At 68.5% G+C, this 26,687-nt stretch carries 23 protein-coding genes; 13 read left to right on the forward strand and 10 right to left on the reverse strand.

The window, feature by feature from the left end; translation table 11 throughout:
• The first annotated feature begins 33 nt into the window (after positions 1 to 33).
• The 4 genes from ACFY0F_RS12985 (at position 34) to ACFY0F_RS13000 (ending at position 3,821) form a co-directional block, all read left to right on the forward strand.
• Positions 34 to 717, forward strand: coding sequence for a helix-turn-helix transcriptional regulator (locus tag ACFY0F_RS12985; protein WP_388792505.1), 684 nt, complete (start codon positions 34 to 36; stop codon positions 715 to 717).
• Positions 718 to 760: 43 nt separating this feature from the next.
• Positions 761 to 1,843, forward strand: a complete 1,083-nt coding sequence (locus ACFY0F_RS12990; protein WP_388792507.1) for an inositol-3-phosphate synthase — start codon at positions 761 to 763, stop codon at positions 1,841 to 1,843.
• A gap of 94 nt (positions 1,844 to 1,937) precedes the next feature.
• On the forward strand, positions 1,938 to 3,200 hold the full coding sequence (locus ACFY0F_RS12995; RefSeq protein WP_388792509.1) for an MFS transporter: 1,263 nt from the start codon (positions 1,938 to 1,940) through the stop codon (positions 3,198 to 3,200).
• A gap of 114 nt (positions 3,201 to 3,314) precedes the next feature.
• The gene (locus ACFY0F_RS13000) at positions 3,315 to 3,821 is read left to right on the forward strand and encodes a hypothetical protein (protein WP_388792511.1); all 507 of its coding nucleotides are present in this window, start codon (positions 3,315 to 3,317) and stop codon (positions 3,819 to 3,821) included.
• Positions 3,822 to 3,933: 112 nt separating this feature from the next.
• Here the strand turns inward: ACFY0F_RS13000 and ACFY0F_RS13005 are convergent, their stop codons facing one another.
• Positions 3,934 to 5,400 (reverse strand): CCA tRNA nucleotidyltransferase, encoded by a 1,467-nt coding sequence (locus tag ACFY0F_RS13005; RefSeq protein WP_388792513.1) that lies wholly within the window; start codon positions 5,398 to 5,400, stop codon positions 3,934 to 3,936.
• A gap of 269 nt (positions 5,401 to 5,669) precedes the next feature.
• Between ACFY0F_RS13005 and ACFY0F_RS13010 the strand changes: the two genes are divergently transcribed.
• The 7 genes from ACFY0F_RS13010 (at position 5,670) to trxA (ending at position 15,325) form a co-directional block, all read left to right on the forward strand.
• Positions 5,670 to 8,033: a DUF6049 family protein gene (locus ACFY0F_RS13010; RefSeq protein ID WP_388792515.1), complete on the forward strand. Its 2,364-nt coding sequence runs from the start codon at positions 5,670 to 5,672 to the stop codon at positions 8,031 to 8,033.
• A 46-nt stretch (positions 8,034 to 8,079) separates the two neighbouring features.
• Positions 8,080 to 10,416 (forward strand): murein biosynthesis integral membrane protein MurJ, encoded by a 2,337-nt coding sequence (gene murJ, locus ACFY0F_RS13015; RefSeq protein WP_388792517.1) that lies wholly within the window; start codon positions 8,080 to 8,082, stop codon positions 10,414 to 10,416.
• 119 nt (positions 10,417 to 10,535) lie between these two features.
• Positions 10,536 to 12,260 (forward strand): protein kinase family protein, encoded by a 1,725-nt coding sequence (locus ACFY0F_RS13020; RefSeq protein ID WP_388792519.1) that lies wholly within the window; start codon positions 10,536 to 10,538, stop codon positions 12,258 to 12,260.
• A gap of 37 nt (positions 12,261 to 12,297) precedes the next feature.
• Positions 12,298 to 12,990 carry an RNA polymerase sigma factor SigM gene (gene sigM, locus ACFY0F_RS13025; protein ID WP_388792521.1) on the forward strand — a complete coding sequence of 231 codons (693 nt, stop codon included), beginning with the start codon at positions 12,298 to 12,300 and terminating at the stop codon, positions 12,988 to 12,990.
• On the forward strand, positions 12,987 to 13,820 hold the full coding sequence (locus tag ACFY0F_RS13030; protein WP_388792523.1) for an anti-sigma factor family protein: 834 nt from the start codon (positions 12,987 to 12,989) through the stop codon (positions 13,818 to 13,820). Before sigM ends, ACFY0F_RS13030 begins: the two co-directional genes overlap by 4 nt.
• A gap of 169 nt (positions 13,821 to 13,989) precedes the next feature.
• The gene (trxB, locus tag ACFY0F_RS13035; RefSeq protein WP_388792525.1) at positions 13,990 to 14,958 is read left to right on the forward strand and encodes a thioredoxin-disulfide reductase; all 969 of its coding nucleotides are present in this window, start codon (positions 13,990 to 13,992) and stop codon (positions 14,956 to 14,958) included.
• A 37-nt stretch (positions 14,959 to 14,995) separates the two neighbouring features.
• The gene (trxA, locus tag ACFY0F_RS13040) at positions 14,996 to 15,325 is read left to right on the forward strand and encodes a thioredoxin (protein WP_388792527.1); all 330 of its coding nucleotides are present in this window, start codon (positions 14,996 to 14,998) and stop codon (positions 15,323 to 15,325) included.
• A 52-nt stretch (positions 15,326 to 15,377) separates the two neighbouring features.
• Here trxA and ACFY0F_RS13045 read toward each other — a convergent pair whose 3' ends face one another.
• The 9 genes from ACFY0F_RS13045 to rpmH form a co-directional block, all read right to left on the reverse strand.
• Positions 15,378 to 15,995, reverse strand: coding sequence for a GNAT family N-acetyltransferase (locus ACFY0F_RS13045; protein WP_388792529.1), 618 nt, complete (start codon positions 15,993 to 15,995; stop codon positions 15,378 to 15,380).
• 329 nt (positions 15,996 to 16,324) lie between these two features.
• Positions 16,325 to 17,425, reverse strand: a complete 1,101-nt coding sequence (locus ACFY0F_RS13050) for a ParB/RepB/Spo0J family partition protein (RefSeq protein WP_388792531.1) — start codon at positions 17,423 to 17,425, stop codon at positions 16,325 to 16,327.
• A complete protein-coding gene (locus ACFY0F_RS13055; protein ID WP_388793206.1) occupies positions 17,422 to 18,495 on the reverse strand; it encodes a ParA family protein in 1,074 nt (357 codons plus the stop codon). Before ACFY0F_RS13055 ends, ACFY0F_RS13050 begins: the two co-directional genes overlap by 4 nt.
• Positions 18,496 to 18,744: 249 nt before the next feature.
• On the reverse strand, positions 18,745 to 19,461 hold the full coding sequence (gene rsmG / locus ACFY0F_RS13060; protein ID WP_388792533.1) for a 16S rRNA (guanine(527)-N(7))-methyltransferase RsmG: 717 nt from the start codon (positions 19,459 to 19,461) through the stop codon (positions 18,745 to 18,747).
• 116 nt (positions 19,462 to 19,577) lie between these two features.
• Positions 19,578 to 20,090 carry a protein jag gene (locus ACFY0F_RS13065; RefSeq protein WP_388792535.1) on the reverse strand — a complete coding sequence of 171 codons (513 nt, stop codon included), beginning with the start codon at positions 20,088 to 20,090 and terminating at the stop codon, positions 19,578 to 19,580.
• 15 nt (positions 20,091 to 20,105) lie between these two features.
• On the reverse strand, positions 20,106 to 21,410 hold the full coding sequence (yidC, locus tag ACFY0F_RS13070) for a membrane protein insertase YidC (protein ID WP_388792537.1): 1,305 nt from the start codon (positions 21,408 to 21,410) through the stop codon (positions 20,106 to 20,108).
• Positions 21,411 to 21,413: 3 nt separating this feature from the next.
• Positions 21,414 to 21,779: a membrane protein insertion efficiency factor YidD gene (gene yidD / locus ACFY0F_RS13075; RefSeq protein WP_388792539.1), complete on the reverse strand. Its 366-nt coding sequence runs from the start codon at positions 21,777 to 21,779 to the stop codon at positions 21,414 to 21,416.
• The gene (gene rnpA / locus ACFY0F_RS13080; protein ID WP_388792541.1) at positions 21,776 to 22,147 is read right to left on the reverse strand and encodes a ribonuclease P protein component; all 372 of its coding nucleotides are present in this window, start codon (positions 22,145 to 22,147) and stop codon (positions 21,776 to 21,778) included. The genes yidD and rnpA overlap by 4 nt, the downstream gene beginning before the upstream one ends.
• A 21-nt stretch (positions 22,148 to 22,168) precedes the next feature.
• Positions 22,169 to 22,306: a 50S ribosomal protein L34 gene (gene rpmH / locus ACFY0F_RS13085; RefSeq protein WP_003956500.1), complete on the reverse strand. Its 138-nt coding sequence runs from the start codon at positions 22,304 to 22,306 to the stop codon at positions 22,169 to 22,171.
• A 375-nt stretch (positions 22,307 to 22,681) separates the two neighbouring features.
• Between rpmH and dnaA the strand changes: the two genes are divergently transcribed.
• Together dnaA and dnaN are read left to right on the forward strand one after the other, a co-directional pair.
• Positions 22,682 to 24,658 (forward strand): chromosomal replication initiator protein DnaA, encoded by a 1,977-nt coding sequence (dnaA, locus tag ACFY0F_RS13090; protein WP_388792543.1) that lies wholly within the window; start codon positions 22,682 to 22,684, stop codon positions 24,656 to 24,658.
• An 843-nt stretch (positions 24,659 to 25,501) separates the two neighbouring features.
• Entirely contained in the window at positions 25,502 to 26,632 is a 1,131-nt protein-coding gene (gene dnaN / locus ACFY0F_RS13095; RefSeq protein ID WP_388792545.1) for a DNA polymerase III subunit beta, read from the forward strand.
• Positions 26,633 to 26,687: the final 55 nt, after the last annotated feature.

Consider the following 26,687-nt stretch of genomic DNA (forward strand, 5'->3'; position numbering starts at 1 on the left):
GGGTGCGCGACACGGGGGCGAGAGGAGGCGACGATGAGCCGACGGGCCGGGATCCTCGAGTTCGCCGTGCTCGGCCTGCTCCGCGAGTCCCCGATGCACGGCTACGAGCTGCGCAAACGACTCAACACGTCCCTCGGGGTGTTCCGTGCCTTCAGCTACGGAACGCTGTATCCCTGCCTCAAGACGCTGGTCGCGAACGGCTGGTTGATCGAGGAACCGGGGAGCACGTCCGAGGACGCACTCGCCGCTCCACTGACCGGACGCCGCGCCAAGATCGTCTATCGGTTGACGGCGGAAGGTAAGGAGCACTTCGAGGAACTGCTCTCCCAGACCGGCCCGGACGCCTACGAGGACGAGCACTTCGCGGCGCGCTTCGCCTTCTTCGGACAGACGTCGCGCGATGTCCGCATGCGCGTCCTGGAGGGCCGCCGCAGCCGGCTGGAGGAGCGCCTGGAGAAGATGCGCGCCTCCCTTGCGCGCACCCGGGAGCGCCTCGACGACTACACGCTCGAGCTCCAGCGCCACGGGATGGAGTCCGTGGAGCGCGAAGTGCGCTGGCTGAACGAGCTCATCGAGAGCGAGCGGGCCGGGCGGGACCTGAAGGGTTCCGCGTCCGGGGGGTCCGCTCAGCAGGACACGACATCTGGATCGCCGGGCGTCCTGCCCCGTCCCGGGGACACCCCCGGGACGGATACGCCCGGCGACACCGCCACGTGAGACCCGCTCAGGGCCTCACTCGTACACACAGGGAGCAACCGGAATGGGTTCGGTTCGCGTAGCCATCGTCGGCGTCGGCAACTGCGCCGCGTCGCTGGTGCAGGGAGTCGAGTACTACAAGGACGCCGACCCGGCGTCCAGGGTCCCCGGCCTGATGCACGTGCAGTTCGGTGACTACCACGTGCGGGACATCGAGTTCGTCGCCGCCTTCGACGTCGACGCGAAGAAGGTCGGCCTCGACCTCGCGGACGCCATCGGCGCCTCCGAGAACAACACCATCAAGATCTGCGACGTGCCCTCCACCGGAGTCACCGTCCAGCGCGGCCACACCCTCGACGGCCTCGGCAAGTACTACCGCCAGACCATCGAGGAGTCCGACGCCGAGCCGGTCGACGTCGTCCAGGTCCTGAAGGACAAGCAGGTCGACGTCCTCGTCTGCTACCTGCCGGTGGGCTCCGAGGACGCGGCGAAGTTCTACGCCCAGGCCGCCATCGACGCCAAGGTCGCCTTCGTCAACGCCCTGCCGGTCTTCATCGCCGGCACCAAGGAATGGGCGGACAAGTTCACCGAGGCGGGCGTCCCGATCGTCGGCGACGACATCAAGTCGCAGGTCGGCGCCACCATCACGCACCGCGTGATGGCGAAGCTGTTCGAGGACCGGGGCGTCGTCCTGGACCGCACGATGCAGCTGAACGTCGGCGGCAACATGGACTTCAAGAACATGCTCGAGCGGGACCGCCTGGAGTCCAAGAAGATCTCCAAGACGCAGGCCGTCACCTCGCAGATCCCCGACCGGGAGCTCGGCGAGAAGAACGTCCACATCGGCCCCTCCGACTACGTCGCCTGGCTCGACGACCGCAAGTGGGCCTACGTCCGCCTCGAGGGCCGCGCGTTCGGCGATGTCCCGCTGAACCTGGAGTACAAGCTCGAGGTCTGGGACTCCCCGAACTCCGCCGGTGTCATCATCGACGCCCTGCGTGCCGCGAAGATCGCCAAGGACCGCGGCATCGGCGGCCCGATCCTGTCGGCTTCCTCGTACTTCATGAAGTCCCCGCCGGTGCAGTACTTCGACGACGAGGCCCGTGAGAACGTCGAGAAGTTCATCCGCGGCGACGTCGAGCGCTGACCGTCCGGTCACGCTGAAAAACGCTCCTGCCAGGGCTGAGAGGGTCCCCGGGTGTCACACACCGGGGACCCTCCCTCATGTGAGGCTGTGCCCCATGCCCGTCGTCCGTGACCTGAGCGTCCTGCTGCGCCTCCCCGGCTTCCGGCGCCTGCTCGCCGTACGCCTGCTCTCCCAGGGCGCCGACGGTGTCTACCAGGTCGCGCTCGCCGCCTATGTCGTCTTCTCCCCGGAGAAGCAGACCTCGGCCGCCGCGATCGCCTCGGCGATGGCGGTACTGCTGCTGCCGTACTCACTGATCGGCCCCTTCGCCGGGGTCTTCCTGGACCGCTGGCGTCGCCGGCAGGTCTTCCTGTACGGCAATCTGCTGCGCGCCCTGCTGGCGGCGGCCACCGCCCTGCTGATGTCCGACGACGTCCCGGACGCCCTGTTCTACGTCTCGGCGCTGTGCGTCACCGCCGTCAACCGCTTCGTCCTCTCGGGTCTGTCCGCCGCGTTGCCCCGCGTCGTCGACAGCGATCGCCTGGTGATGGCCAACTCCGTCTCGCCGACCGCCGGAACGCTCGCCGCGACCGTCGGCGGCGGCCTCGCCCTCGCGGTCCGGCTGGTGGTGTCCGACTCCGACACCGCGGTGGTCCTGCTGGGGGCCGTGCTGTACCTGTGCGCGGCTCTCATGTCGCTGACCATGGCTCCCGATCTGCTCGGTCCCGAGCGCGCGGTCACACCGCCACGCCTGCGCACGGCTCTCGCCGGGACCGCTCGCGATCTGCTGGCGGGGGTACGCCACCTCGCTGCTCCCGCGCGCCGGGATGCGGCGTGGGCGCTGGCATCGATGACGCTGATGCGCTTCTGCTACGGCGCGCTGCTCGTCATGCTGCTGATGCTGTGCCGGTACGCCCTCTCCCCGGGCCCCGACGACGGCCTCCGGCTGCTGGGGCTGGCGCTGGGGCTGTCCGGTGCGGGCTTCTTCGCGGCGGCCGTGGTGACCCCCTGGGCGGCCGGGCGGCTCGGACCGGGACGCTGGATCGCCGTGTGCGCCGGATCCGCGGCCGTGCTGGAACCCGCACTCGGCCTGCCCTTCGTCACCCCGCCGCTGATGGCCGCCTCCTTCGTCCTGGGGCTGACCACCCAGGGTGCGAAGATCGCCACCGACACGGTCATCCAGTCGTCCGTCTACGACGGCTTCCGCGGCCGGATCTTTTCCGTTTACGACGTGCTCTTCAACGTGGCGTTCGTCGGGGCTGCGGCCGTTGCCGCCCTGATGCTCCCGCCGGACGGCCGTTCCACGGTCCTGGTGGTTCTGGTCGCCGGGCTCTACGGAGCGGTTGCGCTGGCTATGGCCCGGTTTGCACATCGGTAAGGGTCACATCAACGACACAGAATGCCTCTGAGTTACGAGGTTGTCAGTGGAAGCCGCTAACTTACGGAGGTCTTATTTCGCGCCACGCGCATCCGTGTTCGAGGGGGACCCCGAGTGACTACTCCGCCGCCGCAGGACCAGGCTCCGTACCCGCCCCAGGGCCAGGCTCCGTACCCGCCGCAGCCCGGCTTCCCGCAGCAGGGCCAGGCTCCGTACCCGCCGCAGCCCGGCTTCCCGCAGCAGGCGACCGCCCCCTACGCTCCGGTACCGCCGGCCCCGAAGCGCAAGATCAGCTTCCGGACGATCAGGACCATCGTGGTGATCCTTATCGCTGCCGGCGGCGCCATCTACGGCTACGTGTCCAGCCAGCACGCCCCGAACACCGCAAAGGTCGGCGACTGCATGCACCGCGGCAACAGCAGCAACACCAACCCGGAGCTCAAGGTCGTCGACTGCGGCTCATCGCAGGCGCAGTACGTGGTGCTCGCCAAGATCGAGGGCCTGTACGCCACGGACACCATGGCGTCGAGCAAGTGCGCGAGCGAGGCCAAGAACTTCAAGTACACGTACACCGAGAGCGGTGACGGCAAAGACTTCCTGCTCTGCCTGAAGGACAAGTAAGGCAGGCAACATGAAGAGGGGCGGTGTTTCACGTGAAACACCGCCCCTCTTCATATCCCGGCCGCATCCGCAGGGCATGTTTCACGTGAAACATGCCCTGTCTTCACTGGCCTCAGCCCTCCTCGCTCCACCACTCCTTGAGTGCCGCCACGGCCGCGTCATGCTCCATCGGCCCGTGTTCCAGGCGAAGCTCCAGCATGTGCTTGTAGGCCTTGCCGATGACGGGGCCGGGGCCGACGCCCAGGATCTCCATGATCTGGTTGCCGTCGAGGTCGGGGCGGATCGCGTCGAGCTCCTCCTGCTCCTGGAGCTGGGCGATGCGCTCTTCGAGGCCGTCGTACGCGCGAGACAGCGCGGCTGCCTTGCGCTTGTTACGGGTGGTGCAGTCGGAACGGGTCAGCTTGTGGAGGCGAATGAGGAGCGGACCCGCGTCGCGGACATAGCGCCGGACGGCGGAGTCCGTCCACTCCCCGGTGCCGTAGCCATGGAAGCGCAGGTGAAGCTCGACCAGACGCGAGACGTCCTTCACCAGATCGTTGGAGTACTTCAGGGCCGTCATGCGCTTCTTGGTCATCTTCGCACCGACCACCTCGTGGTGGTGGAAGGAGACCCGGCCGTCCTTCTCGAAGCGGCGGGTGCGCGGCTTGCCGATGTCATGCAGCAGTGCGGCCAGGCGGAGAGTCAGGTCGGGCCCGTTCTCCTCCAGCGCGATCGCCTGCTCCAGGACGATCAGCGTGTGCTCGTAGACGTCCTTGTGCCGGTGGTGCTCGTCGCTCTCCAGCCGCAGGGCGGGCAGCTCGGGCAGCACACGGTCCGCGAGTCCGGTGTCGACCAGCAGCGTCAGCCCCTTGCGGGGGTTCGCGGACAGGATCAGCTTGTTCAGCTCGTCCCGGACCCGCTCGGCCGACACGATGTCGATGCGTCCGGCCATCTCCTTCATGGCGGTGACGACCTCGTCGGCCACCTCGAAGTCGAGCTGGGCGGCGAACCGTGCGGCCCGCATCATCCGCAGCGGATCGTCCGAGAAGGACTCCTCGGGCGTCCCCGGAGTGCGCAGCACCCGCGTCGCCAGGTCCTGCAGCCCGCCGTGCGGGTCGATGAACTCCTTCTCCGGCAGCGCCACGGCCATCGCGTTCACCGTGAAGTCACGCCTGACGAGATCTTCCTCGATGGAGTCGCCGTACGACACCTCAGGCTTGCGAGAGGTGCGGTCGTACGCCTCCGAACGGTAGGTGGTCACCTCGATCTGGAAACTTCGATCCACGTCTCCCACACGGGCTTCCTTCTGTGCCCCGACCGTGCCGAAGGCGATCCCCACGTCCCAGACCGCGTCCGCCCAGGGCCGCATGATCTTCAGTACATCCTCGGGACGGGCGTCGGTGGTGAAGTCCAGATCATTGCCGAGCCGGCCGAGGAGCGCGTCCCGGACCGAGCCGCCGACCAGGGCGAGTGAGAACCCGGCCTCCTGGAAACGACGCGCGAGGTCGTCGGCGACGGGGGCCACCCGCAGCAGTTCGCTCACCGCGCGCTGCTGCGCCTGGCTCAGGGCGTTGGGAGTGTCTTCGTTGGCGTTCGGCACAACAGAAGAGAGTACGTGGCCCAGGCACCGGGCAGCGCCTCCATTGAGCACGGAGGAACACCCACAGGAACAGAAGGATGCTTTTCCTCACAAAACCAGCGTTCGGGGCGTACGCCGCTCCCCGCTCGATGCCGGGAATAGGGGGCAGGACGGCACCGCCCTCCCGATCTTGCGGAGCAGACCGCGGCACTTCCCCTCACCGGGCATCGTTACCATGCGTGGACGCACATTCCGACGACCACTGACGACGACGAGGGACGGGCGAGCGCGTGGCCGAGGCGGCAGACTTCCAGGGGACGAGTCCCTCACCTGCCCGCCGCTGGCTGCGGCGCACCGGCGCACTGCTCGCCGGGGCGCCGCTGCTGGCCGGTCTGCTCCAGCTGCCCGCCGCCGCGCCCGCCCAGGCCGCCACGTCCGACACGGTGGACGTCTCCCTGGACTCCCTCACCCCCAGCACCCCCACCGACGGGGACACACTGACCGTCTCCGGCACGGTGACCAACAACGGCAAGCAGGCGGTCACCAACGCCCACGTGGGTCTGCGCGTGGGCCCCCACCTGGACACCCGGTCGGCGATCGACAACACCGCCAAGCACTCCGACGACCTCCAGGCCTCCGTCGGCTCCGAGGTCGGCGGCAAGTACGTCGAGAAGTTCGCCCAGCTCACCCCGGGCGTCGCCGAGCACTTCAGTATCTCCGTGCCGGTCGACAAGCTCGACCTCGGCCAGGACGGCGTCTACGAGTTCGACGTCTCCCTCTCCGGCAAGTCCTCCGCCCAGCCGTGGGACCAGGTTCTGGGCATCCAGCGCACCTTCCTGCCCTGGCAGCCGGCCGAGTCCGACACCAGGACGAAGACCACGTATCTGTGGCCGCTGATCTCCAGCGTCCACGTGATGGCGAAGACCGGAGCCGGTGAACGGCAGACACCGGTCTTCCGCAACGACGACCTCGCCAAGGAGATCGCCCCCGGTGGCCGCCTTGCGCAGATGCTCGCGCTGGGCAAGGACCTCGACGTCACCTGGGTGATCGATCCGGATCTGCTGGCGTCCGTCGACGCGATGGTGGGCAACTACAGGATCAAGGGCCCGGGCGACACCACCACGGCGGGAACCCATCAGGCGGTCGCCAAGCAGTGGCTCGCCGACCTGCAGGAAGCGGTCGCGGGCAAGGAGGTCGTCGCCCTGCCCTTCGCCGACCCGGACCTGGCCTCCCTCGCCCACAACGGCACGAGCGTCACCGGATCGCTGAGCCACCTCAAGGACGCCACGGACGTCGCCGCCACCACGGTGCAGACCGTGCTCCACGTCACACCCGACACCGACTTCGCGTGGCCGGTGGACGGCGCCGTCGACCCCTCGATCATCAAGGTCGCCACCTCCGCCGGCGCGGACAAGGTGATCGCCCGCAGCGACAGCCTGCAGGAGACCGGCAGCCTGTCCTACACGCCCTCTGCGGCCCGACCGATCGGCAGCGGCACCACAGCGGTGGTCGCGGACGCCCGGCTGTCCACGGCGTTCGAGGGCGACCTCACGAAGGCGGGCTCCACCACACTCGCCGTGCAGCGCTTCCTGGCCCAGAGCCTGGAGCTCGGCAGCCAGACGGACAAGCAACGCAGCATCGTCGTCGCCCCGCAGCGCATGCCGTCCATCGCCCAGGTCCAGGCCATGGCCCAGGCGCTCACGGGTCTCCGGGACAGCAACTGGTCCGAGTCGCAGGAGCTCTCCGAGGCGGCCAAGGCCAAGCCGGACCCCGGCGCCACCACAAGGATCCCGTCCACGTCCGCCTACCCGTCGTCGCTGCGCGAGCAGGAGCTGCCCCGGTCGGCCTTCGAGCAGATCGCACGGACCGAGGACAAGCTCGAGAACTTCAAGGTGATCCTCACCGACCAGTCCCGGGTGGTGACCCCCTTCGGGCGGGCCATGAACCGTGAGATGTCCGTGTCCTGGCGAGGCAGCAGCAGCAAGGCGGACGGCTTCCGGCAGGGCGTGGAGAACTACATCGACGACCTCGCCCAGCAGGTGAAGTTGATCGACAAGTCGGAGACGAAGCTCTCCGGCCGCAGCGCCACCATCCCGGTGACCGTCCAGAACAACCTGGTGCAGCCCGTCGACCACCTCGTCCTGCGGCTCACCTCCACCATGCCGACCCGCCTCAAGATCGGCGACAAGGCCTACATGGAGCAGAACGTCACGGTCTCCGGCGGGCACAGCCAGTCCGTGAAGTTCACCACTTCCGCCAACGCCAACGGCCGGGTGACGGTGATCGCCCAGCTCTACACGCAGGACGGCCAGGAGTACGGCGCACCGGTCACGTTCGACGTGAAGGTCACCGAGGTCACCCCCACGGTGATGCTGGTCATCGGCGGCGGCGTCCTGCTGCTCGTCCTCGCCGGATTCCGTATGTACACCCAGCGCAAGCGCGCGGCCGCCCGGCAGGCCGAGGACGACGGCCCCGACGAGGCGGGGGAGGGCACCGACGGACCGGAGAACCCCGAAGGCCCCGAGGACCACCCCACGCAAGAGTCCGGCGGCGGCTCCCGGGCAGACGACCAGGGGCAGCCGAGTGACCCGACACCGGACACCGCACCGGAAAGCGCCGACCCGTCCGGGACGGGTGAGAGAGTGGACCGTTGAGCGATGTCGTGGCCGGTGGGCCCGGGGACGATGAGGTGGGGTAACCATGAATTCGCCGTACGACGGTGACCGCGGCCAGGCCGCGGCCGGCTCGGGCTACCCCGAGCCGCCCGAGCCCGGCCAGGTACCGCCGCAGCACGCGGCGGACATGTACCTCCAGGACGCCTACGACCAGGACCCCTACCGGGCGCAGGACCTCTCCGCCCAGGACCCGGTCGCCGAGGCGCTCTACGACCGTGCCGCCCACCCCCCGCCGCCGCCGGGCACGTACCCCCAGCAGCAGCCGTACGCCCAGCCGGACCGTTCGCCGTACGCCCCCGACCCGCATGTCTGGGCCCAGACCCCGGCACCGGAACCGTCCGGTCCGACGCAGTACCTGCCATACGGCGACGACCCCCGCACGACCCAGTTCGTGGGCGTCGACGACCTGGTCACGCACTCCGGCGAGGAGCAGCACCAGCCGGACGCCTTCGCGCACCTCTTCCGGGACCAGCAGCAGGGCGGCGGACACGCGTCGACGGAGCCGCCGTCCGTGCCGGGTCCGTCCTCAGCGCCGGGCGGGCCCCAGGCGCCCGTGGGGCAGCACCCGGCGGCCTCGTACCCCTCCGCTCCTCCCTCCGGGGCCGGGAGCTACGGCACCGACTCCACGATCGCTCTCGGCACCGCCGCTTCTGCTCCGGCTGTCCCCGGCGGCCCCTCGGGCCCCGCGGCCCCGGAGGCCGCCGCCCCCGCGGCTCCCGCCGGGAAGAAGGGCGGCAAGGCCGCCGGACTGCTGAAGTCCAGCGCCGTCATGGCAGCGGGCACGATGGTCTCCCGCCTCACCGGGTTCATCCGCTCCGCGCTGATCGCCGCGGCCCTGGGCCTCAGCCTCCTCGCCGACTCCTTCCAGGTGGCCTACCAGCTGCCGACGATGATCTACATCCTCACCGTCGGCGGCGGCCTCAACTCCGTCTTCGTGCCCCAGCTGGTGCGATCGATGAAGGAGGACGAGGACGGCGGCGAGGCCTTCGCCAACCGCCTGCTGACCCTGGTCATGGTGGCGCTGGCCGCGCTCACCGGTCTCGCGATGTTCGCCGCGCCGTTGCTGGTACGGATGCTGTCCCCCACCATCGCCGACGACCCGGCGGCCAACGAGGTGGCGGTCACCTTCACCCGCTACTTCCTGCCCTCGATCTTCTTCATGGGCATCCATGTGGTGATGGGTCAGATCCTCAACGCCCGCGGGAAGTTCGGCGCGATGATGTGGACCCCGGTCCTGAACAACATCGTCATCATCGTGACGCTCGGCATGTTCATCTGGGTGTACGGCACCGCCGCCAACTCCCACATGGACGTCAGCACCATCCCGCCGGAGGGGCAGCGACTCCTCGGTGTCGGCGTGCTGCTCGGCCTGGTCGTCCAGGCGCTGGCCATGATCCCGTACCTGCGTGAGACCGGCTTCCGGATCCGGCTGCGGTTCGACTGGAAGGGCCACGGCCTGGGCAAGGCCGCGATGCTCGCCAAGTGGACGGTCCTGTTCGTCCTCGCCAACCAGGCGGGCGCCATGGTCGTCACGCAGCTGTCCACCGCCGCCGGCAAGGACTCCGGAGTCAAGGGCACCGGTTTCGCCGCCTACGCCAACGCCCAGCTGATCTGGGGCCTGCCGCAGGCCATCATCACGGTGTCCCTCATGGCCGCCCTGCTGCCGCGCATCTCGCGCTCGGCCGCCGAGGACGACACCGGCGCCATCCGCGACGACATCTCCCAGGGACTGCGCACCACCGCCGTCGCCATCGTGCCCATCGCCTTCGGCTTCCTCGCGCTCGGCATCCCGATGTGCACGCTGATCTTCGGTTCCGCGGGCACGAGCTCGGCCGTCCACATGGGCTACATGCTCATGGCCTTCGGCCTCGGCCTGATCCCGTACTCCGTGCAGTACGTCGTCCTGCGTGCCTTCTACGCCTACGAGGACACCCGGACGCCCTTCTACAACACCGTCATCGTGGCCGCGGTCAACGCCGCCGCTTCGGGGGCCTGTTACTTCCTGCTCCCCGCCCGCTGGGCCGTGGCCGGCATGGCGGCCGCCTACGGCCTCGCGTACGCCATCGGCGTGGGCGTCGCCTGGAAGCGGCTGCGCAAGCGGCTCGGCGGTGACCTCGACGGCTCCCGGGTCATCAGGACCTACGCCCGGCTGTGCATCGCCTCCGTACCCGCCGCACTGCTCAGTGGTGCGGCCTGCTACGGAATCGGCCACACTCTCGGACAGGGCGTTCTCGGTTCCTTCGCCGCCCTGCTGGCCGGCGGTGCCGTCCTGCTCGGCGTCTTCTTCGCGGCCGCCCGCCGCATGCGCATCGAGGAGCTCAACTCCCTCGTGGGCATGGTGCGCGGGCGTCTGGGGCGCTGAGGCGAGGGTAAGCGCACAACCATCGTTCGCCGCCGCGTGTCGTGCATAGCGGCGGACTGTGGGCACAATTGGTTTCGGCGTCGGACAGGGTGCAACGGATGGGGAGGCAGGGAACGACGGTGGCAGAACGGAGCACGGCTGCCGTCGACGTGGCAGACAACAGCGGTGACGAACCGCTGACCGCCAAGGCGGACCAGTCCACGGCCGACGGGGTGGCCCAGAACCCGGAGCGGGACACGGACAGCGACGAGGCGGAAGGGAGCAACGGGACAGAAGGCCGCGGGAAGGCCTCACCTCCCGAACTGCACAGCGGTCACAAGCTGGCCAGACGCTATCGCCTCGAGGAGTGCGTCACCCGTCTGGACGGATTCAGCAGCTGGCGAGCGGTGGACGAGAAACTCCGCCGCGCCGTCGGCGTCCATGTCCTGCCCGCGGAGCACGCACGGGCCCGCTCGGTGCTGGCCGCCGCCCGCTCCTCCGCGCTGCTCGGCGATCCCCGGTTCGTCCAGGTTCTGGACGCCGTCGACGAGAACGACCTCGTGTACGTCGTGCACGAATGGCTTCCCGACGCCACCGAACTGTCCACGCTGCTGTCCGCCGGGCCACTGGAACCGCACGACGCCTACCAGATGGTCAGCCAGGTCACCTCCGCCATGGCCGCCGCGCACCGTGAGGGCCTCGCCCATCTGCGCCTCAACCCGAACGCCGTACTGCGCGCCTCCACCGGCCAGTGGCGCATCCGCGGCCTCGCCGTGAACGCGGCGCTGCGCGGCATCAGCTCCGACACCCCGCAGCGCACCGACACCGAGGCGATCGGCGCCCTGCTGTACGCGGCGCTCACCCAGCGCTGGCCGTACGAGAACGACGCCTACGGCCTGTCCGGCCTGCCCAAGGACATCGGGCTGATCCCGCCGGACCAGGTGCGGGCCGGCGTCCACCGAGGGCTGTCCGAACTCGCCATGCGGGCGCTGGCGAACGACGGCGCGACGGCCTCCCGGCACGAGTCGCCGTGCACCACTCCGGAGGAGTTGGTGAAGGCGATCGGCGAGATGCCCCGCATCCGGCCGCCGGAGCCCGCCTTCACGGCGCCGCCGGAGTACCAGCGCACCACGTACCAGCAGGGCACGTACGGCCGGCCTGCCGCGCACCCGGGCATCACCCAGCCGCTCACGACCCCGCCGCCGCCACTGCAGAGCCGCACCGGCAAGGCGCTGAAGTGGGCGGTCTCCGCCCTTCTCATCGCCGCCCTGGGCCTAGGCAGCTGGCAGCTCGCGGACGCCCTGCTGGGCCAGGACGGCAAGTCCGACGACACGCCGAGGACGCAGACGACGGACGGGGGCGGCAAGAGCGGCAAGAAGAACCCCGTTCTCGCCGGTAAGCTCCTCAAAATCTCGTCAGCTGCGGAGTTCGCGCCCAGCGGGTCCGGCATCAAGGAGGACGAGGTCTCCCTGTCTGTGGACGGCAATCCCGGCACGGCCTGGGTCACCCCGCAGTACCGGGGCTACCCGAACTTCGGCAATCTGGCGCCGCGCAAGGAAGGAAGCGGCATCATCGTCGACCTCGGCTCGGTGCGCACGGTGACCAAGCTGGACATCGACTTCTACCGGAGCGGTCAAACCGTCGAAGTCCTGGCCGCCGACGGAGAAGGCTCCGGATCATCCGATCTGGGAAGCTACCCGCAGCGCATCACGCAGTTGAGCAAAGCCGGCAGCAGCCTGTCCACCGGCCTCAAGAAGCCGATCAAGACACGGTATGTCCTGATCCACATCACCAGCCTCCCGCAGGACAGCAGCGCGGACACTTACCGGGGCGGTGTCTCGGAAATCAAGGTCTACGGATCCTGAGAGCCGACTCGGGGAGCCCGGGTGGGAAGGGAAGCCATTGGACGAGGCCACGGACGGGACCGTCAGCGATCAAGACCTCCTCGCCCGCCACGTCGAAGGTGACCCCGACGCCTTCGGTGAGATCGTGCGGCGCCACCGGGACCGGCTCTGGGCCGTGGCCCTCCGGACGCTGGGGGACCGCGAGGAGGCCGCTGACGCCGTTCAGGACGCGCTCGTCTCGGCCTACCGGGCCGCGCACACCTTCCGGGGCCAGTCGGCCGTCACGACATGGCTGCACCGGATCACGGTGAACGCCTGCCTGGACCGTGCCCGCAAGGCGGCGTCCCGGAAGACCGCTCCCGTCGACGACACCGAGCGCCTGGAACAGCTGCTGGATCCGCACGAGGAGGCCTCAGCCCCGGCCGAGCGGAACGATCTGCACCGCCAGCTCCTGGAGGCGCTCGGTACCCTCCCCGCCGATCAGCGCGCGGCCCTCGTCCTCGTGGACATGCAGGGCTACCCCGTCGCAGAAGCCGCCCGTGTCCTGGACGTGCCGACGGGCACGGTGAAGAGCCGGTGCGCCCGGGGCAGAGCCAGACTCCTGCCACTGCTCTCCCATCTACGGCCGGGGAGCTCCGGCGACGGCGACGGAAAAGAACCGGACCTGGCACGGAACCGGGCGCAGGAGACATCCGTCCCACCCGCAGCGGGGTCTCAGGACACAGTGAAGGGTGGAGGTGGGCGAGCGTGAGTTCCACGACAGACACGGCTGGGCACCCGGACATCGCCGAAATCTCCGACCTCACCGAAGGTCTCCTGCCAGCGTCCCGAACCGATGATCTGCGCCGTCATCTACAGGAGTGCGAGCTCTGCGCCGAAGTCCAGTCCTCGCTCGAAGAGATCCGGGCCCTCCTGGGCACCCTGCCGGGGCCGACCCACATGCCTGCCGATGTCGCCGACCGCATCGACGCCGCCCTCGCTGCCGAAGCGCGACCGATTGCCACGGACGTCGACGCCCACGTTTCACGTGAAACACCGGCCCCTGCGGACCGTCCCGCCGGACACTCCCGCGCGGCGACCGGGCCGGGCCGTCAGAGCCGCGGACGCGGCCGCCGCCGCAGGTTCGTCGTGTTGGGGTCCATCCTCACCGCTGCCGTCCTGGGGTCCCTCTCCTTCTTCCTGCAGTCACTCGGCGGGTCGAACACCACCGCACAGAGTCCCCGGGCGACCTCCATCGGCACCTTCTCCGGAAGCGACATCAGGAGCCAGGTGGACGGTCTTCTCTCGACGAACTCGACCAAGTCGACGAAGAACAGTCCGCAGCAGGGCGAGAGTACGAAGACCCTGATCCAGCCTTCCGCCCCCGTACCGGAGTGCGTCCGGAAGGGCATCCAGGCCCACGGCGACATCCTCGGCGCGAAGACAGGGACGTACGAAGGAAAGACCGCCTTCCTCGTCGTGCTCTCTGACCCCTCCGACCGCGCCCGGGTCACGGCTTACGTCATCGACGCTTCGTGCATCAGCCGACAGTCCGTCTCGGCGGGCAAGGTCCTGGTCAAGCAGTCGCTCGCACGTCCCTGAGCAAAGGGAGCTTCGTCCCGGCCCGACGCGGTTATGCGTACCGTGGGTGGACCCGTGTGCCCTGACACACCGGGAATGCACGCCCCTTAGGATCCGTTGGGTGGGGTGAGAGGTCCGAAAGGAACTCCCACCGGTCGACTGACACAGACCAGAGACGAGGAATCAAGCCGTGAGCGACGTCCGTAACGTGATCATCATCGGCTCCGGGCCCGCCGGCTACACGGCGGCGCTCTACACCGCGCGAGCGTCGCTGAAGCCCCTGGTGTTCGAGGGCGCTGTCACCGCCGGCGGTGCGCTGATGAACACCACCGAGGTGGAGAACTTCCCGGGCTTCCGCGACGGCATCATGGGTCCCGACCTCATGGACAACATGCGCGCCCAGGCGGAGCGCTTCGGTGCCGAGCTGATCCCGGACGACATCGTCTCGGTCGACCTGACCGGAGAGATCAAGACCGTCACGGACACCGCGGGCACGGTCCACCGGGCCAAGGCCGTCATCGTCACCACCGGCTCACAGCACCGCAAGCTGGGTCTGCCGAACGAGGACGCGCTCTCCGGCCGGGGTGTCTCCTGGTGCGCCACCTGTGACGGGTTCTTCTTCAAGGACCAGGACATCGCCGTGATCGGTGGCGGTGACACCGCGATGGAGGAAGCCACCTTCCTCTCCCGTTTCGCCAAGTCCGTGACCATCGTCCACCGCCGGGACACCCTGCGCGCCTCCAAGGCCATGCAGGAGCGCGCCTTCGGTGACCCGAAGATCAAGTTCGTCTGGGACAGCGAGGTCGCCGAGATCCAGGGCGACCAGAAGCTCTCCGGCCTCAAGCTGCGCAATCTCAAGACGGGCGAGCTCTCGGACCTGCCGGTGACCGGCCTGTTCATCGCGATCGGCCACGACCCGCGCACCGAGCTGTTCAAGGGCCAGCTGGACCTGGACGAGGAGGGCTACCTGCAGGTCGCCGCTCCCTCCACCCGAACCAACCTGACCGGTGTCTTCGGCGCCGGTGACGTGGTCGACCACACCTACCGACAGGCGATCACCGCGGCCGGTACGGGTTGCTCCGCCGCCCTGGACGCCGAGCGCTTCCTCTCCGCTCTCGCGGACGAGGAGCCGGCCGAGCCCGAGAAGACCGCCGTCTGACCCCCTTCCACCCCACCGCACCAGTTAGGAGCCATCCGTGGCCGACCTGAAGAACGTGACCGACGACTCCTTCGAGCAGGAAGTCCTCAAGAGCGACAAGCCTGTCCTCGTGGACTTCTGGGCCGCCTGGTGCGGTCCGTGCCGTCAGATCGCGCCGTCCCTCGAGGCGATCGCCGCTGAATACGGCGACAAGATCGAGATCGTCAAGCTCAACATCGACGAGAACCCGGGCACGGCTGCGAAGTACGGCGTCATGTCGATCCCGACCCTGAACGTGTACCAGCACGGTGAGGTCGCCAAGACCATCGTCGGCGCCAAGCCCAAGGCCGCGATCGTCCGCGACCTTGAGGACTTCATCGCCGAGTGACGTTTCACGTGAAACACGAATGGGCCAACCCCTCGGGGTTGGCCCATTCGTTTCAGAGGGGGCGCAGCGCCGGTTCCTTCTGCACGGCTCCCAGCAGCCGGTCGATCGCCATCTCCACGTCTTCCTTCCAGGAGAGGGTCGACCTCAGCTCCAGCCGCAGCCGAGGATAAGCCGGGTGCTGCCGGACCGTCTTGAAGCCCACGGCCAGCAGATGGTCGGCCGGCAGCAGACAGGCCGGTTCCTTCCAGCGGGCATCACCGAATGCTTCGATCGCTTTGAATCCCCGGCGCAGGAGATCCTTGGCGACCGTCTGGACCATCACTCGGCCGAGCCCCTGTCCCTGGTAGCCCGGCATGATGAAGCCGGTGATCAACTGCACCGCGTCCGGGGAGACCGGGCTCGTGGGAAACGCCGTGGAACGTGGGACGTAGGCCGGGGGAGCGTAGAGAACGAAACCGACAGGGATGTCGTCGACGTAGACGACCCGGCCGCAGGATCCCCAGTCCAAGAGCACGGCGGAGATCCATGCCTCCTTCTCCAACGCTGCCGTGCCCGCCTTTATCGCGGCTTCACCGCTGACCGGGTCCAGTTCCCAGAAGACGCACGAGCGACAGCGCTTGGGAAGGTCCTGAAGGTTGTCCAGCGTGAGCGGTACGAGCCGGCGCCCCATGAAGGCTGTTCCTCACTTCCTTCGCCCGCGGCCTCGCGAGCTGCTGTCAGTGTGCTCCGTTCCCTCAGCAGGCTGCCGACGAACCCGCCGACCGCACCGAGCCCGAGGCCCGCCCTCACCAGTCCGGACCGGCTCACCGATCGCATGGCCCCCGCCTCCCCCTCAGAGGTGCCACCAGGTGGATGCGCCCTACCTGATCGCATCGTATCCACGATGGGATTCCCTCGACACCGACTGAACGCAAAGAGCGGGTCGTGTTCCGGTACACACCGCAACACGCCCCGCTCCCTCGGTCAGCCGGACGAAGCAGCCCTCGCCCGGCCGCAGGCTCAGCCCTCCACGTCCTCGGCGTCCCCCTCCGAGAGACTCTTCTGGAGCTTCAGCTTCTCGCCCGGAGCGAGCGTGCTCAGGATCCGGTCGAGATCCTCCGCCGAGGCGAACTCGACGGTGATCTTTCCCTTCTGCTGCCCCAGGTCCACCTTCACCCGGGTCTCGAAACGATCCGACAGACGCGTGGCGAGCTCGTTCAGAGCCGGAGAGAGGACAGAACCGGCCCGCGGCCCCTTGGACCGCTGGGCCCTCTTCGGCCGTGATCCCATCAGGGTCACGATCTCCTCGACGGACCGGACAGAGAGTCCCTCGGCCACGACCCGGTAGGCAAGGCGCTCCTGCTCCTCCGGGTCCTCGACGGACAGGAGTGCCCGCGCATGCCCGGCGGAGAGCACGCCGGCGGCCACTCGGTTCTGGACCTTCGGCGAGAGCCTCAGCAGGCGCAAGGTGTTGGAGACCTGCGGGCGGGAACGGCCGATCCGGTCCGCCAGCTGGTCGTGGGTGCAGTTGAAGTCCTTCAGCAGCTGATCGTAGGCCGCCGCCTCTTCGATCGGGTTCAGCTGAGCGCGGTGCAGGTTCTCCAGCAGCGCGTCCAGGAGGAGCTTCTCGTCGTCCGTGGCCCGCACGATCGCCGGGATCGCCTCGAGCCCGGCCTCACGACAGGCCCGCCAGCGCCGCTCGCCCATGATGAGCTCATACCGGTCGGAGCCCAGCTGCCGTACGACGACGGGCTGGAGGAGGCCGACCTCCTTGATGGAGGTGACCAGTTCCTGCAGCGCGTCCTCGTCGAACACCTCACGCGGCTGGCGCGGGTTCGGCGAGATGGCGTCGAGAGGGATCTCCGCGAAGTGGGCCCCCACAGGAGCCGCATGCGCTTCCGCGGCACCAGGCGCCGACGGCTCCTCGATTTCCTCAGCGACCGCCGGCAGCGTAGCCACCTTCGCGGCAGCCACCCCCCGGTCGGTCGTCAGGACCGGCACCGCTGCAGGGGACGTGGACGCCGAACCTCCCACCGCGGCCGAAGCCGGGTTCTTCTCCGTCGGGGCAGCAGGGATCAAGGCGCCGAGACCACGACCCAGTCCCCTCCGTCGCTCGCTCACTGGATCCCCTCCACCATGCTCGGGTTGCTCTGTGCGCCGATGTGGGCGTTGGCCGGGTCATAGCTGACACCGACGCCCTTCAGGGCGATTTCTCGCGCCGCCTCAAGATAGGAGAGGGCACCGCTCGAGCCTGGATCGTACGTCAGCACCGTCTGCCCGTAGCTCGGCGCCTCGGAGATACGTACCGAGCGGGGAATGCTCGTCCGCAGCACCTCGTCACCGAAATGCGTGCGCACCTCGTCCGCGACCTGGGACGCGAGCCGCGTCCGGCCGTCGTACATGGTGAGCAGGATCGTCGACACATGCAGTGCGGGATTGAGGTGACCCCGCACCAGGTCGACGTTGCGCAGCAACTGCCCCAGACCCTCCAGCGCGTAGTACTCGCACTGGATCGGGATGAGGACCTCCTGGCCCGCCACCAGAGCGTTGACCGTCAGCAGTCCGAGCGAGGGCGGGCAGTCGATCAGGATGTAGTCCAGAGGCTGCTCGTAGGCCCGGATCGCCCGGTCCAGTCGGCTCTCCCGTGCCACCAGGGACACCAGCTCGATCTCCGCACCGGCGAGATCGATCGTGGCAGGGGCGCAGAAGAGGCCCTCCACATCAGGAACCGGCTGGACGACCTCCGCCAGGGGCTTGCTCTCGACCAACACGTCATAGATGGATGGGACTTCGGCGTGGTGGTCGATCCCCAAGGCAGTGGAAGCGTTGCCCTGGGGGTCGAGGTCGATCACCAGGACCCGACCACCGTGCAGGGCCAGCGAAGCGGCGAGATTGACGGTCGTCGTCGTCTTGCCAACACCGCCCTTCTGGTTGGCGACCACGATGACCCTGGTCTGTTCAGGCCGTGGCAGGCCTTCACCGGCACGACCCAGAGCCTCCACCGCAAGCTGGGCAGCACGACCGATGGGAGTGTCGTCCATCGGGGGCGGTGTTTCACGTGAAACATCCGCCCCCGTCGACTCGGTACGGGGACCGGGGACCGGATCGGTCATCGGTCCCGCGATGTTGGCGTCGGACCGCAAGGATTCACTCTCCTCGACTTCAGGCTCGCAATGAACAGAGCCTGCCATGCCTTCGGGGTCGTGAACCAGTGAGGCCTGGCGATCTGTGGAGAAATCCACCTCTGTGGACAACTCCGTTGCCTCTCCGAGTGAACCAAGAGGCTTCCGGTCACGCGGTTCGGCCGCGGCGCGGCCGCGACTGATGATGCCGTGCAGCAGTGAGCGACGTTTCACGTGAAACACGATGCACAGCCCGGCCGTCCGGACTGTCGCGACACTCCGTCATGCCTGGGTTTGGCAGCTTGTGTGGAGTACGTCTCACCGACGCCTGCGTGTGCGTCCCGTACGGGCCGCCTTGGCTCGCTTGGCCGCGAAACGTACACCGCCAGGGCTCTCCCCGACCTCTACCCGCACCACGGTGGACATGGGATCCACCACTCCCTCACCGACCTGGAGGACGGACGTCGACACCGCACCGAGCTTGCTCAGCGCCGTGGCCGCAGCCTTCAACTCCTCCTCCGCGGTGTCCCCCTTGAGCGCCAGCATCTCGCCGTACGGCCGCAGCAGCGGAATGCCCCAGGTGGCCAGCCGGTCCAGGGGAGCGACCGCGCGGGCCGTCACCACATGCACCGGCGGCACCTTGCCCATGACCTCCTCGGCACGGCCACGCACAACGGTCACATGGTCCAGGCCCAGCAGCTCGACGACCTCCGTCAGGAAGTTCGTCCGCCGAAGCAGCGGCTCCAGCAGAGTGATCTTCAGGTCGCTTCTGACGAGCGCCAGCGGAATCCCCGGCAGGCCGGCACCCGAGCCGACGTCGCACACGGTGACGCCTTCGGGGACCACCTCCGAGAGCACCGCGCAGTTGAGCAGATGCCGTTCCCAGAGGCGGGGCACCTCACGGGGGCCGATCAGCCCGCGCTGCACGCCCGCCTCGGCGAGCAGCTCCGCATAACGCACAGCATCGGCGAAGCGATCACCAAACACCTCCCGCGCCTGCTCGGGCACAGGGGGGAGCTCCGCTGCCTCCGTCACGGGGACCGTCCTTCCGTACCGCATCAGCGCATCAGCGCCGACCACCAGAACTACCAGGCTGACAAAATTCGGCCCCGCCTGCGCAACAGACGGGGCCGGGGAACGTACGAACCGAATCAGTTGGGCAGCACGACGACGAAGCGCTGCGGCTCCTCGCCCTCGGACTCGCTGCGCAGGCCCGCGGTCTTGACCGCGTCGTGCACGACCTTCCGCTCGAACGGGGTCATCGGCTTGAGCTTCACGGGCTCACCGCTGCTCTTGGCTTCCGCGGCGGCCTTGGCGCCCAGCTCGGACAGCTCCGAGCGCTTCCTGGCCCGGTAGCCGGCGATGTCCAGCATGAGCCGGCTGCGGTCCCCGGTCTCCCGGTGCACAGCCAGCCGCGTCAGTTCCTGCAGCGCCTCCAGCACCTCGCCGTCCCGGCCGACCAGCTTCTGCAGGTCGCGGCTGCCCGTGTCGCTGATGATCGACACAGAGGCACGGTCGGCCTCGACATCCATGTCGATGTCGCCGTCGAGGTCGGCGATGTCCAGCAGACCCTCGAGGTAGTCCGCCGCGATCTCGCCTTCCTGCTCCAGGCGGGTGAGGGTGTCTGCACCCTCGGCAGCGGCGGAGGTGGTGCCTTCCGTCACGGGATGGGCTCCTTCTTACTTCTTGGAGGGGGACTTGGGCCGCTGCGGGCCACCCTTGCGCTGCCCGGACTGGGCCCTGCTGCGGGTGCCGTTACCGGGCTTCTGAGGGGCGTTCTTGGCGACGGCGGGCTTGGCGTCCTGCCTGGCGTCCGGCTGGGCGTCCTCGGGCTCGTCGGACTTCTCGAGCGACATGGACGGCGCGCCCTCGCCCGCCTGCTTCAGCCCGCCGGACTGACGCTGGGCCTTGGACTGGCGCTTGGGCTGCTGACGCTTGGCAGCGGTGGCGGTGGTGGTGGTCACACCGTCCTCGGTCTGTGCGACGGTCTGACCCTCGCTCTTCACCACGGACCCGTCGGCCTGGGCCGCGAGGCCGGCCTTGGTCAGGCCGTTGATGAACTTGCGCTCGAACTCGTTGCGGTCGCGGCCCTTGGCGACGATCGCCTTGATGATCGCCTTCTCGCTGCGCCGACTGACCTTGCCGTGGTGCGTGACGTGCTTGGTCAGACGCTCCAGGTAGGCGGCCTGAGCCTTGGAACCCGGGGTCGGGTTGTTGTGGATGACGTACATCTGCTGGCCCATGGTCCACACGTTGGTGGTCAGCCAGTAGACGAGGACACCGACCGGGAAGTTGATACCGAAGACGGCGAACATCACGGGGAAGACGTACATCAGCATCTTCTGCTGCTGCATGAACGGCGTCTTCACGGTCGTGTCGACGTTCTTCGTCATCAGCTGACGCTGCGTGTAGAACTGCGACGCGGACATCATGATGATCATGAGGGCCGTGACGACCCGTACATCCGTGACCGTGGCGCCCAGGGCCTGGACGGTGGCGGAGCCATCCTTGAACTTCGCCGCCAGCGGAGCTCCGAAGATGTGCGCCTTACGGGCACTGGCCAGCAGCGACTCGTTGATGACGCCGATGGTCGTGCCCGACGCGATGCCGTTGAGCACGTGGTACAGGGCGAAGAAGAACGGGGACTGCGCCAGGATGGGAAGGCACGAGGAGAGCGGGTTGGTACCCGACTCCTTGTACAGCTTCATCATCTCTTCGGACTGGCGCTGCTTGTCGTTCTTGTAGCGCTCCTGGATCTTCTTCATCTCGGGCTGGAGCGTCTGCATCGCCCGGGTCGCCTTGATCTGCTTCACGAAGAGCGGGATCAGGCAGATACGGATCAGGATCACCAAGGAGACGATGGACAAGCCCCAGGCCCACCCGGTGTCAGGGCCGAAAATGGCGCCGTACACCGTGTGGAACTGGACGATGACCCACGAAACGGGTGTCGTGATGAAGCTGAAGAGGCTGGCAATCGTGTCCACTAATCATGCTCCTTGGGCATGGGACGAGGTCTCTGCGGCCGGGCTCGAAGGAGGCTCGGAAGGAAGCTTCCCCTCGAGGGCCGGTTCGGCGGCGGAGGGCCCGCCCCTGCGTGCCCGCCAGGCGTCACGCAGCATTTCGTGCCACCGCGGGCGCTTGCGCGGCGGAACATGGTCCACCCCACCCAGCGACCACGGATTGCACCGCAGAATGCGCCAGGCGGTGAGTGCCGTGCCCTTGATCGCACCGTGCCGGTCGATGGCCGTGTAGCCGTAGTGGGAGCACGACGGGTAGTACTTGCACACCGGCCCGAGCAGTGGGCTGATCGTCCACTGGTACAGCTTGATCAGAGCCAGCAGCGGGTACTTCATCGCGCGCCCCCTCCCAGCAGCCGCTGAAGGGCGGCATCCAGGTCTCGGGCCAGCTGTGCGTGGTCTGCGTCGCCCGCTCCGGGCAGCGCTCGTACGACTACCAGGCTACCGGGGGGGAACAGGGCCACTCGGTCACGCATCAGATGGCGAAGTCTGCGCTTCACTGAGTTCCGCACGACCGCGCCACCCACGGCCTTGCTCACGACGAAACCCGCACGCGTCGGGGGAGCGCTCTCCCCAGGCGCGTGCGGGTCCGTGGCACCGCTACGAAGGTGGACGACGAGGAGCGGGCGGCCGGCCCGGCGACCCCGTCGTACCGCGGTCGCGAAGTCCTCGCGCCGCCTCAGCCGGTTCTCGGTGGGCAGCACGACGTCATGACCTGATCGGAATCAGGCGGACAGGCGGGCGCGACCCTTGCTACGGCGGGACGCGAGAATCGCGCGGCCGGCACGGGTGCGCATACGCAGCCGGAAGCCGTGGGTCTTCGCGCGACGACGGTTGTTCGGCTGGAAGGTGCGCTTGCTCACTCGGGGGCTCCAGAAATAAATCGGTAGTGGCGGGGTGCCGCCCTGGCTGTCACCGTGCGCCCACGAGTAGCTCGCGTCACGCCCGAGTGCACCGCTTCCCGATCACCTTCAGCGATCTGTGCCCATCGGAGGCAGGCGGCAGCAGCCATCGACAACTCGACCTGGTTACGGTACGCGCGGCTGGGCCATCCGGTCAAACCGGGAGCCACGCAGAGACACTGTCCACAGGCTGGGGACAACAACTTGAACCGCACCCGCCGCCCTGACTACCGTGACTGGACTCCGATTCGTTCCTTTGTCCCCCGCCCCGCCGATGTACATCCCGATCCGTCCCGTGACCACACGTTCGTGGGACCTGTGAGAGAGCGTGTCCCTGTGGCTGACGTACCTGCCGATCTTGCCGCAGTGTGGCCACGAGTACTCGAGCAGCTCCTCGGCGAGGGTCGCGGCCAGGGCGTGGAGACCAAGGACGAGCACTGGATCCGGCGCTGCCAGCCGCTCGCGCTGGTCGCGGACACCGCGCTGCTCGCCGTACCGAACGAATTCGCGAAGGGCGTACTGGAGGGCCGGCTCGCCCCGATCGTCAGTGAGACCCTGAGCCGCGAGTGCGGCCGCCCGATCCGGATCGCGATCACCGTCGACGACTCCGCGGGCGACCTCCCGGCCCCGCCCGCGCCTCCCGCCCAGCAGCAGCCGCAGCCGCGCTACGAGGAGCCCGAGCTCCCCACCGGGCAGTACGAGGGATACGGCCGCCATCGGGCCGACGACCAGCTGCCCACGGCCCGGCCCGCCTACCCGTCCGAGTACCAGCGGCCCGAGCCCGGCGCCTGGCCGCGCCCGTCCCACGACGAGTACGGCTGGCAGCAGCAGCGCCTCGGCTTCCCCGAGCGGGACCCGTACGCGTCGCCGTCGCAGGACTCGTACGGGGAGTCGCGCCGCGACCCGTACGGTGAGCCGAAACGGGACTCCTACGGAGAGCCGCACCGTGACTCCTACGGCACCCCGCCGCAGGACTACCGTCCCCAGGCGATGGACCGCCCGTCCTACGAGCCGTCGTACGACAAGCCGCGCTCCGATTACGAAAAGCCCCGCTCCGACTACGAGCAGGCACGCCCGGACTACGACAAGCCGCGCTCGGACTACGACAAGCCGCGCTCCGACTACGACCAGCGCGACCCCGCCCGCCGTGAGCTCCCCGAGCCGCCGGCCGGTGCCGGCCACGTGCACCGCGGCGGCCCCGTGGGCCCGAACCTGCCCACGACCGGCGCCCCCGGCCCGCTGGCCGCGCAGCCCGCGCCGGCGACCGGACCCGGCGAACCGACCGCGCGGCTGAACCCGAAGTACCTCTTCGACACCTTCGTCATCGGCGCCTCCAACCGCTTCGCACACGCGGCCGCGGTGGCCGTCGCCGAGGCGCCGGCGAAGGCGTACAACCCCCTCTTCATCTACGGGGAGTCCGGGCTCGGCAAGACACACCTGCTGCACGCGATCGGGCACTACGCCCGCAGCCTCTACCCGGGCACACGCGTGCGGTACGTGAGCTCCGAGGAGTTCACCAACGAGTTCATCAACTCCATCCGCGACGGCAAGGGCGACAGCTTCCGCAAGCGCTACCGCGAGATGGACATCCTCCTCGTCGACGACATCCAGTTCCTGGCGGACAAGGAGTCGACGCAGGAGGAGTTCTTCCACACGTTCAACACGCTCCACAACGCCAACAAGCAGATCGTGCTGTCCAGCGACCGGCCGCCCAAGCAGCTGGTCACGCTGGAGGACCGGCTGCGGAACCGTTTCGAGTGGGGCCTGATCACCGACGTCCAGCCGCCCGAGCTGGAGACGCGCATCGCGATCCTGCGCAAGAAGGCGGTGCAGGAGCAGCTCAACGCCCCGCCGGAGGTGCTGGAGTTCATCGCCTCCCGGATCTCCCGCAACATCCGAGAGCTGGAGGGCGCGCTGATCCGGGTGACCGCGTTCGCCTCGCTCAACCGGCAGCCGGTGGACCTGGGGCTGACGGAGATCGTCCTGAAGGACCTGATCCCCGGCGGTGAGGACTCGGCCCCCGAGATCACCGCGACGGCGATCATGGCGGCGACCGCCGACTACTTCGGGCTGACGGTGGAAGACCTGTGCGGGACCTCGCGCGGCCGCGCGCTCGTCACCGCCCGCCAGATCGCCATGTACCTGTGCCGTGAGCTCACGGACCTGTCGCTGCCGAAGATCGGCGCGCAGTTCGGTGGCCGCGACCACACGACCGTCATGCACGCCGACCGCAAGATCCGCGCGCTGATGGCCGAGCGCCGCTCCATCTACAACCAGGTGACGGAGCTGACCAACCGCATCAAGAACGGCTGACGCAGCCGCACGACGGCACCGAGGGCGCCCCCGGGAGGCAGATCCCGGGGGCGCCCTTCGTCATGACGCGGCCATCCGCTGTTCGATTACCGGCCGGGTTACGGCCTTCCTCCACAGATTGGGCCACTTTCTTGCGTCCACATCCTGGGGACCACGGAGTTGTCCCGAAACCATCCACAGGCTGTGCGGTCGAAAGGGCATCAGCCCAGCTCATGCCCCTGTGGATCCGTGGACGGACGATCTCCACAGACTGTGGACGAAGCGGGGATCCACAGGCTGTGCACGAAGTTGTCCACCGACAACCCACAGGTTGGACGCCGTTGTCCCCAGCGATCGGCGGCTTCTCCACATCGCTGTCCACTGTTCGGCAACGCGACGCCCCCGATCACTGCCGCGAGTGAAAGCCGTCACACCAAGGTGCCGGATTGGGGTGTGGGAAACGTGGGTAAATCTGGGGACGCAGCTGGGGAGAACCGGCCCCGGGCTGTGGGTGCTGTGTGCAGAACTTTCTGTTCTCCACAGAACGCCTCGGTTGTCCACCGGCGTCACCCACAGGACCGGTGGACAAAATCCTGCCTCTGAGCTGGGAAAACGTGGTTATCCACGGTATCCACAGGCCCTACTACTACTCCCGACTAGAGAGAGCGGGAAATCCGTTTCGAAGCGGGGCCTGTGCACAACTCGCCGTCTCGAGCCCGGCTGCCCCTCGGAGCGACTTGACCCCGACAGGCACCTACTGTCAGTGCGGTGCGTCAGACTGGTCCCCGGTGTCCTTCCCGTCGCAGTGGGCTGTGACACCGAGTCGGAGGACTCAGAGGCAACAGCAGCAGGAGGCGGCTTACGGTGAAGATCCGGGTGGAACGCGACGTACTCGCGGAGGCAGTGGCCTGGGCGGCACGCAGCCTCCCGGCCCGTCCGCCGGCGCCTGTCCTCGCCGGCCTGCTGCTGAGGGCGGAGGAAGGCCAGCTGAGCCTGTCCAGCTTCGACTACGAGGTGTCCGCGCGGGTGTCCGTCGAGGCGGAGGTCGAGGAAGAGGGCACGGTCCTCGTCTCCGGCCGTCTGCTCGCCGACATCTCCCGCGCCCTGCCCAACCGCCCCGTGGAGATCTCCACAGACGGTGTACGGGCGACCGTGGTCTGCGGCTCCTCCCGGTTCACCCTCCACACACTGCCTGTGGAGGAGTACCCGGCGCTGCCCCAGATGCCGAACGCGACCGGCACGGTCCCCGGCGAGGTCTTCGCCTCCGCGGTGCAGCAGGTCGCCATCGCCGCCGGCCGGGACGACACGCTGCCCGTGCTCACCGGTGTGCGCATCGAGATCGAGGGCGACACGGTGACGCTGGCCTCCACCGACCGCTACCGCTTCGCGGTCCGCGAGTTCCTGTGGAAGCCGGAGAGCCCGGACGTCTCCGCGGTCGCCCTGGTCCCCGCCAAGACGCTCCAGGACACCGCCAAGGCGCTGACCAGCGGTGACAACGTCATCCTGGCGCTGGCCGGATCGGGCGCTGGCGAGGGCCTGATCGGTTTCGAGGGCGCCGGCCGTCGTACGACGACCCGCCTGCTGGAGGGCGACCTCCCGAAGTACCGCACGCTGTTCCCGACCGAGTTCAACTCGGTCGCCGTGATCGAGACCGCCCCGTTCGTGGAGGCCGTCAAGCGTGTGGCCCTGGTCGCCGAGCGGAACACCCCGGTGCGGCTCAGCTTCGAGCAGGGCGTGCTCATCCTGGAGGCGGGCTCCAGCGACGACGCACAGGCTGTGGAAAGGGTCGACGCCCAGCTCGAGGGCGACGACATCTCGATCGCCTTCAACCCGACCTTCCTGCTGGACGGCCTGAGCGCGATCGACTCCCCGGTGGCCCAGCTGTCGTTCACGACGTCCACCAAGCCCGCCCTGCTCAGCGGCAAGCCGGCGGTGGACGCCGAGGCGGACGAGGCCTACAAGTACCTGATCATGCCGGTGCGGCTGAGCGGCTGAGTCTGCGGTCGCTTCGGCGGCTGAGCGCCGACTCCAGCGAAGTCGCAGGTGAGGG

The organism is Streptomyces sp. NPDC001544, from assembly GCF_042894285.1.
Classification (GTDB): Bacteria; Actinomycetota; Actinomycetes; order Streptomycetales; family Streptomycetaceae; genus Streptomyces.

Coding starts and splice junctions, on each gene's coding strand:
- ACFY0F_RS13045 (WP_388792529.1), bottom strand. CDS start 15,995: ATGGGGCGCCGGCTCGTACCGCTCACGCTGGACAACCTTCAGGACCTT.
- ACFY0F_RS12985 (WP_388792505.1), top strand. CDS start 34: ATGAGCCGACGGGCCGGGATCCTCGAGTTCGCCGTGCTCGGCCTGCTC.
- ACFY0F_RS12990 (WP_388792507.1), top strand. CDS start 761: ATGGGTTCGGTTCGCGTAGCCATCGTCGGCGTCGGCAACTGCGCCGCG.
- ACFY0F_RS12995 (WP_388792509.1), top strand. CDS start 1,938: ATGCCCGTCGTCCGTGACCTGAGCGTCCTGCTGCGCCTCCCCGGCTTC.
- ACFY0F_RS13055 (WP_388793206.1), bottom strand. CDS start 18,495: ATGGCAGGCTCTGTTCATTGCGAGCCTGAAGTCGAGGAGAGTGAATCC.
- yidD (WP_388792539.1), bottom strand. CDS start 21,779: ATGAAGTACCCGCTGCTGGCTCTGATCAAGCTGTACCAGTGGACGATC.
- murJ (WP_388792517.1), top strand. CDS start 8,080: ATGAATTCGCCGTACGACGGTGACCGCGGCCAGGCCGCGGCCGGCTCG.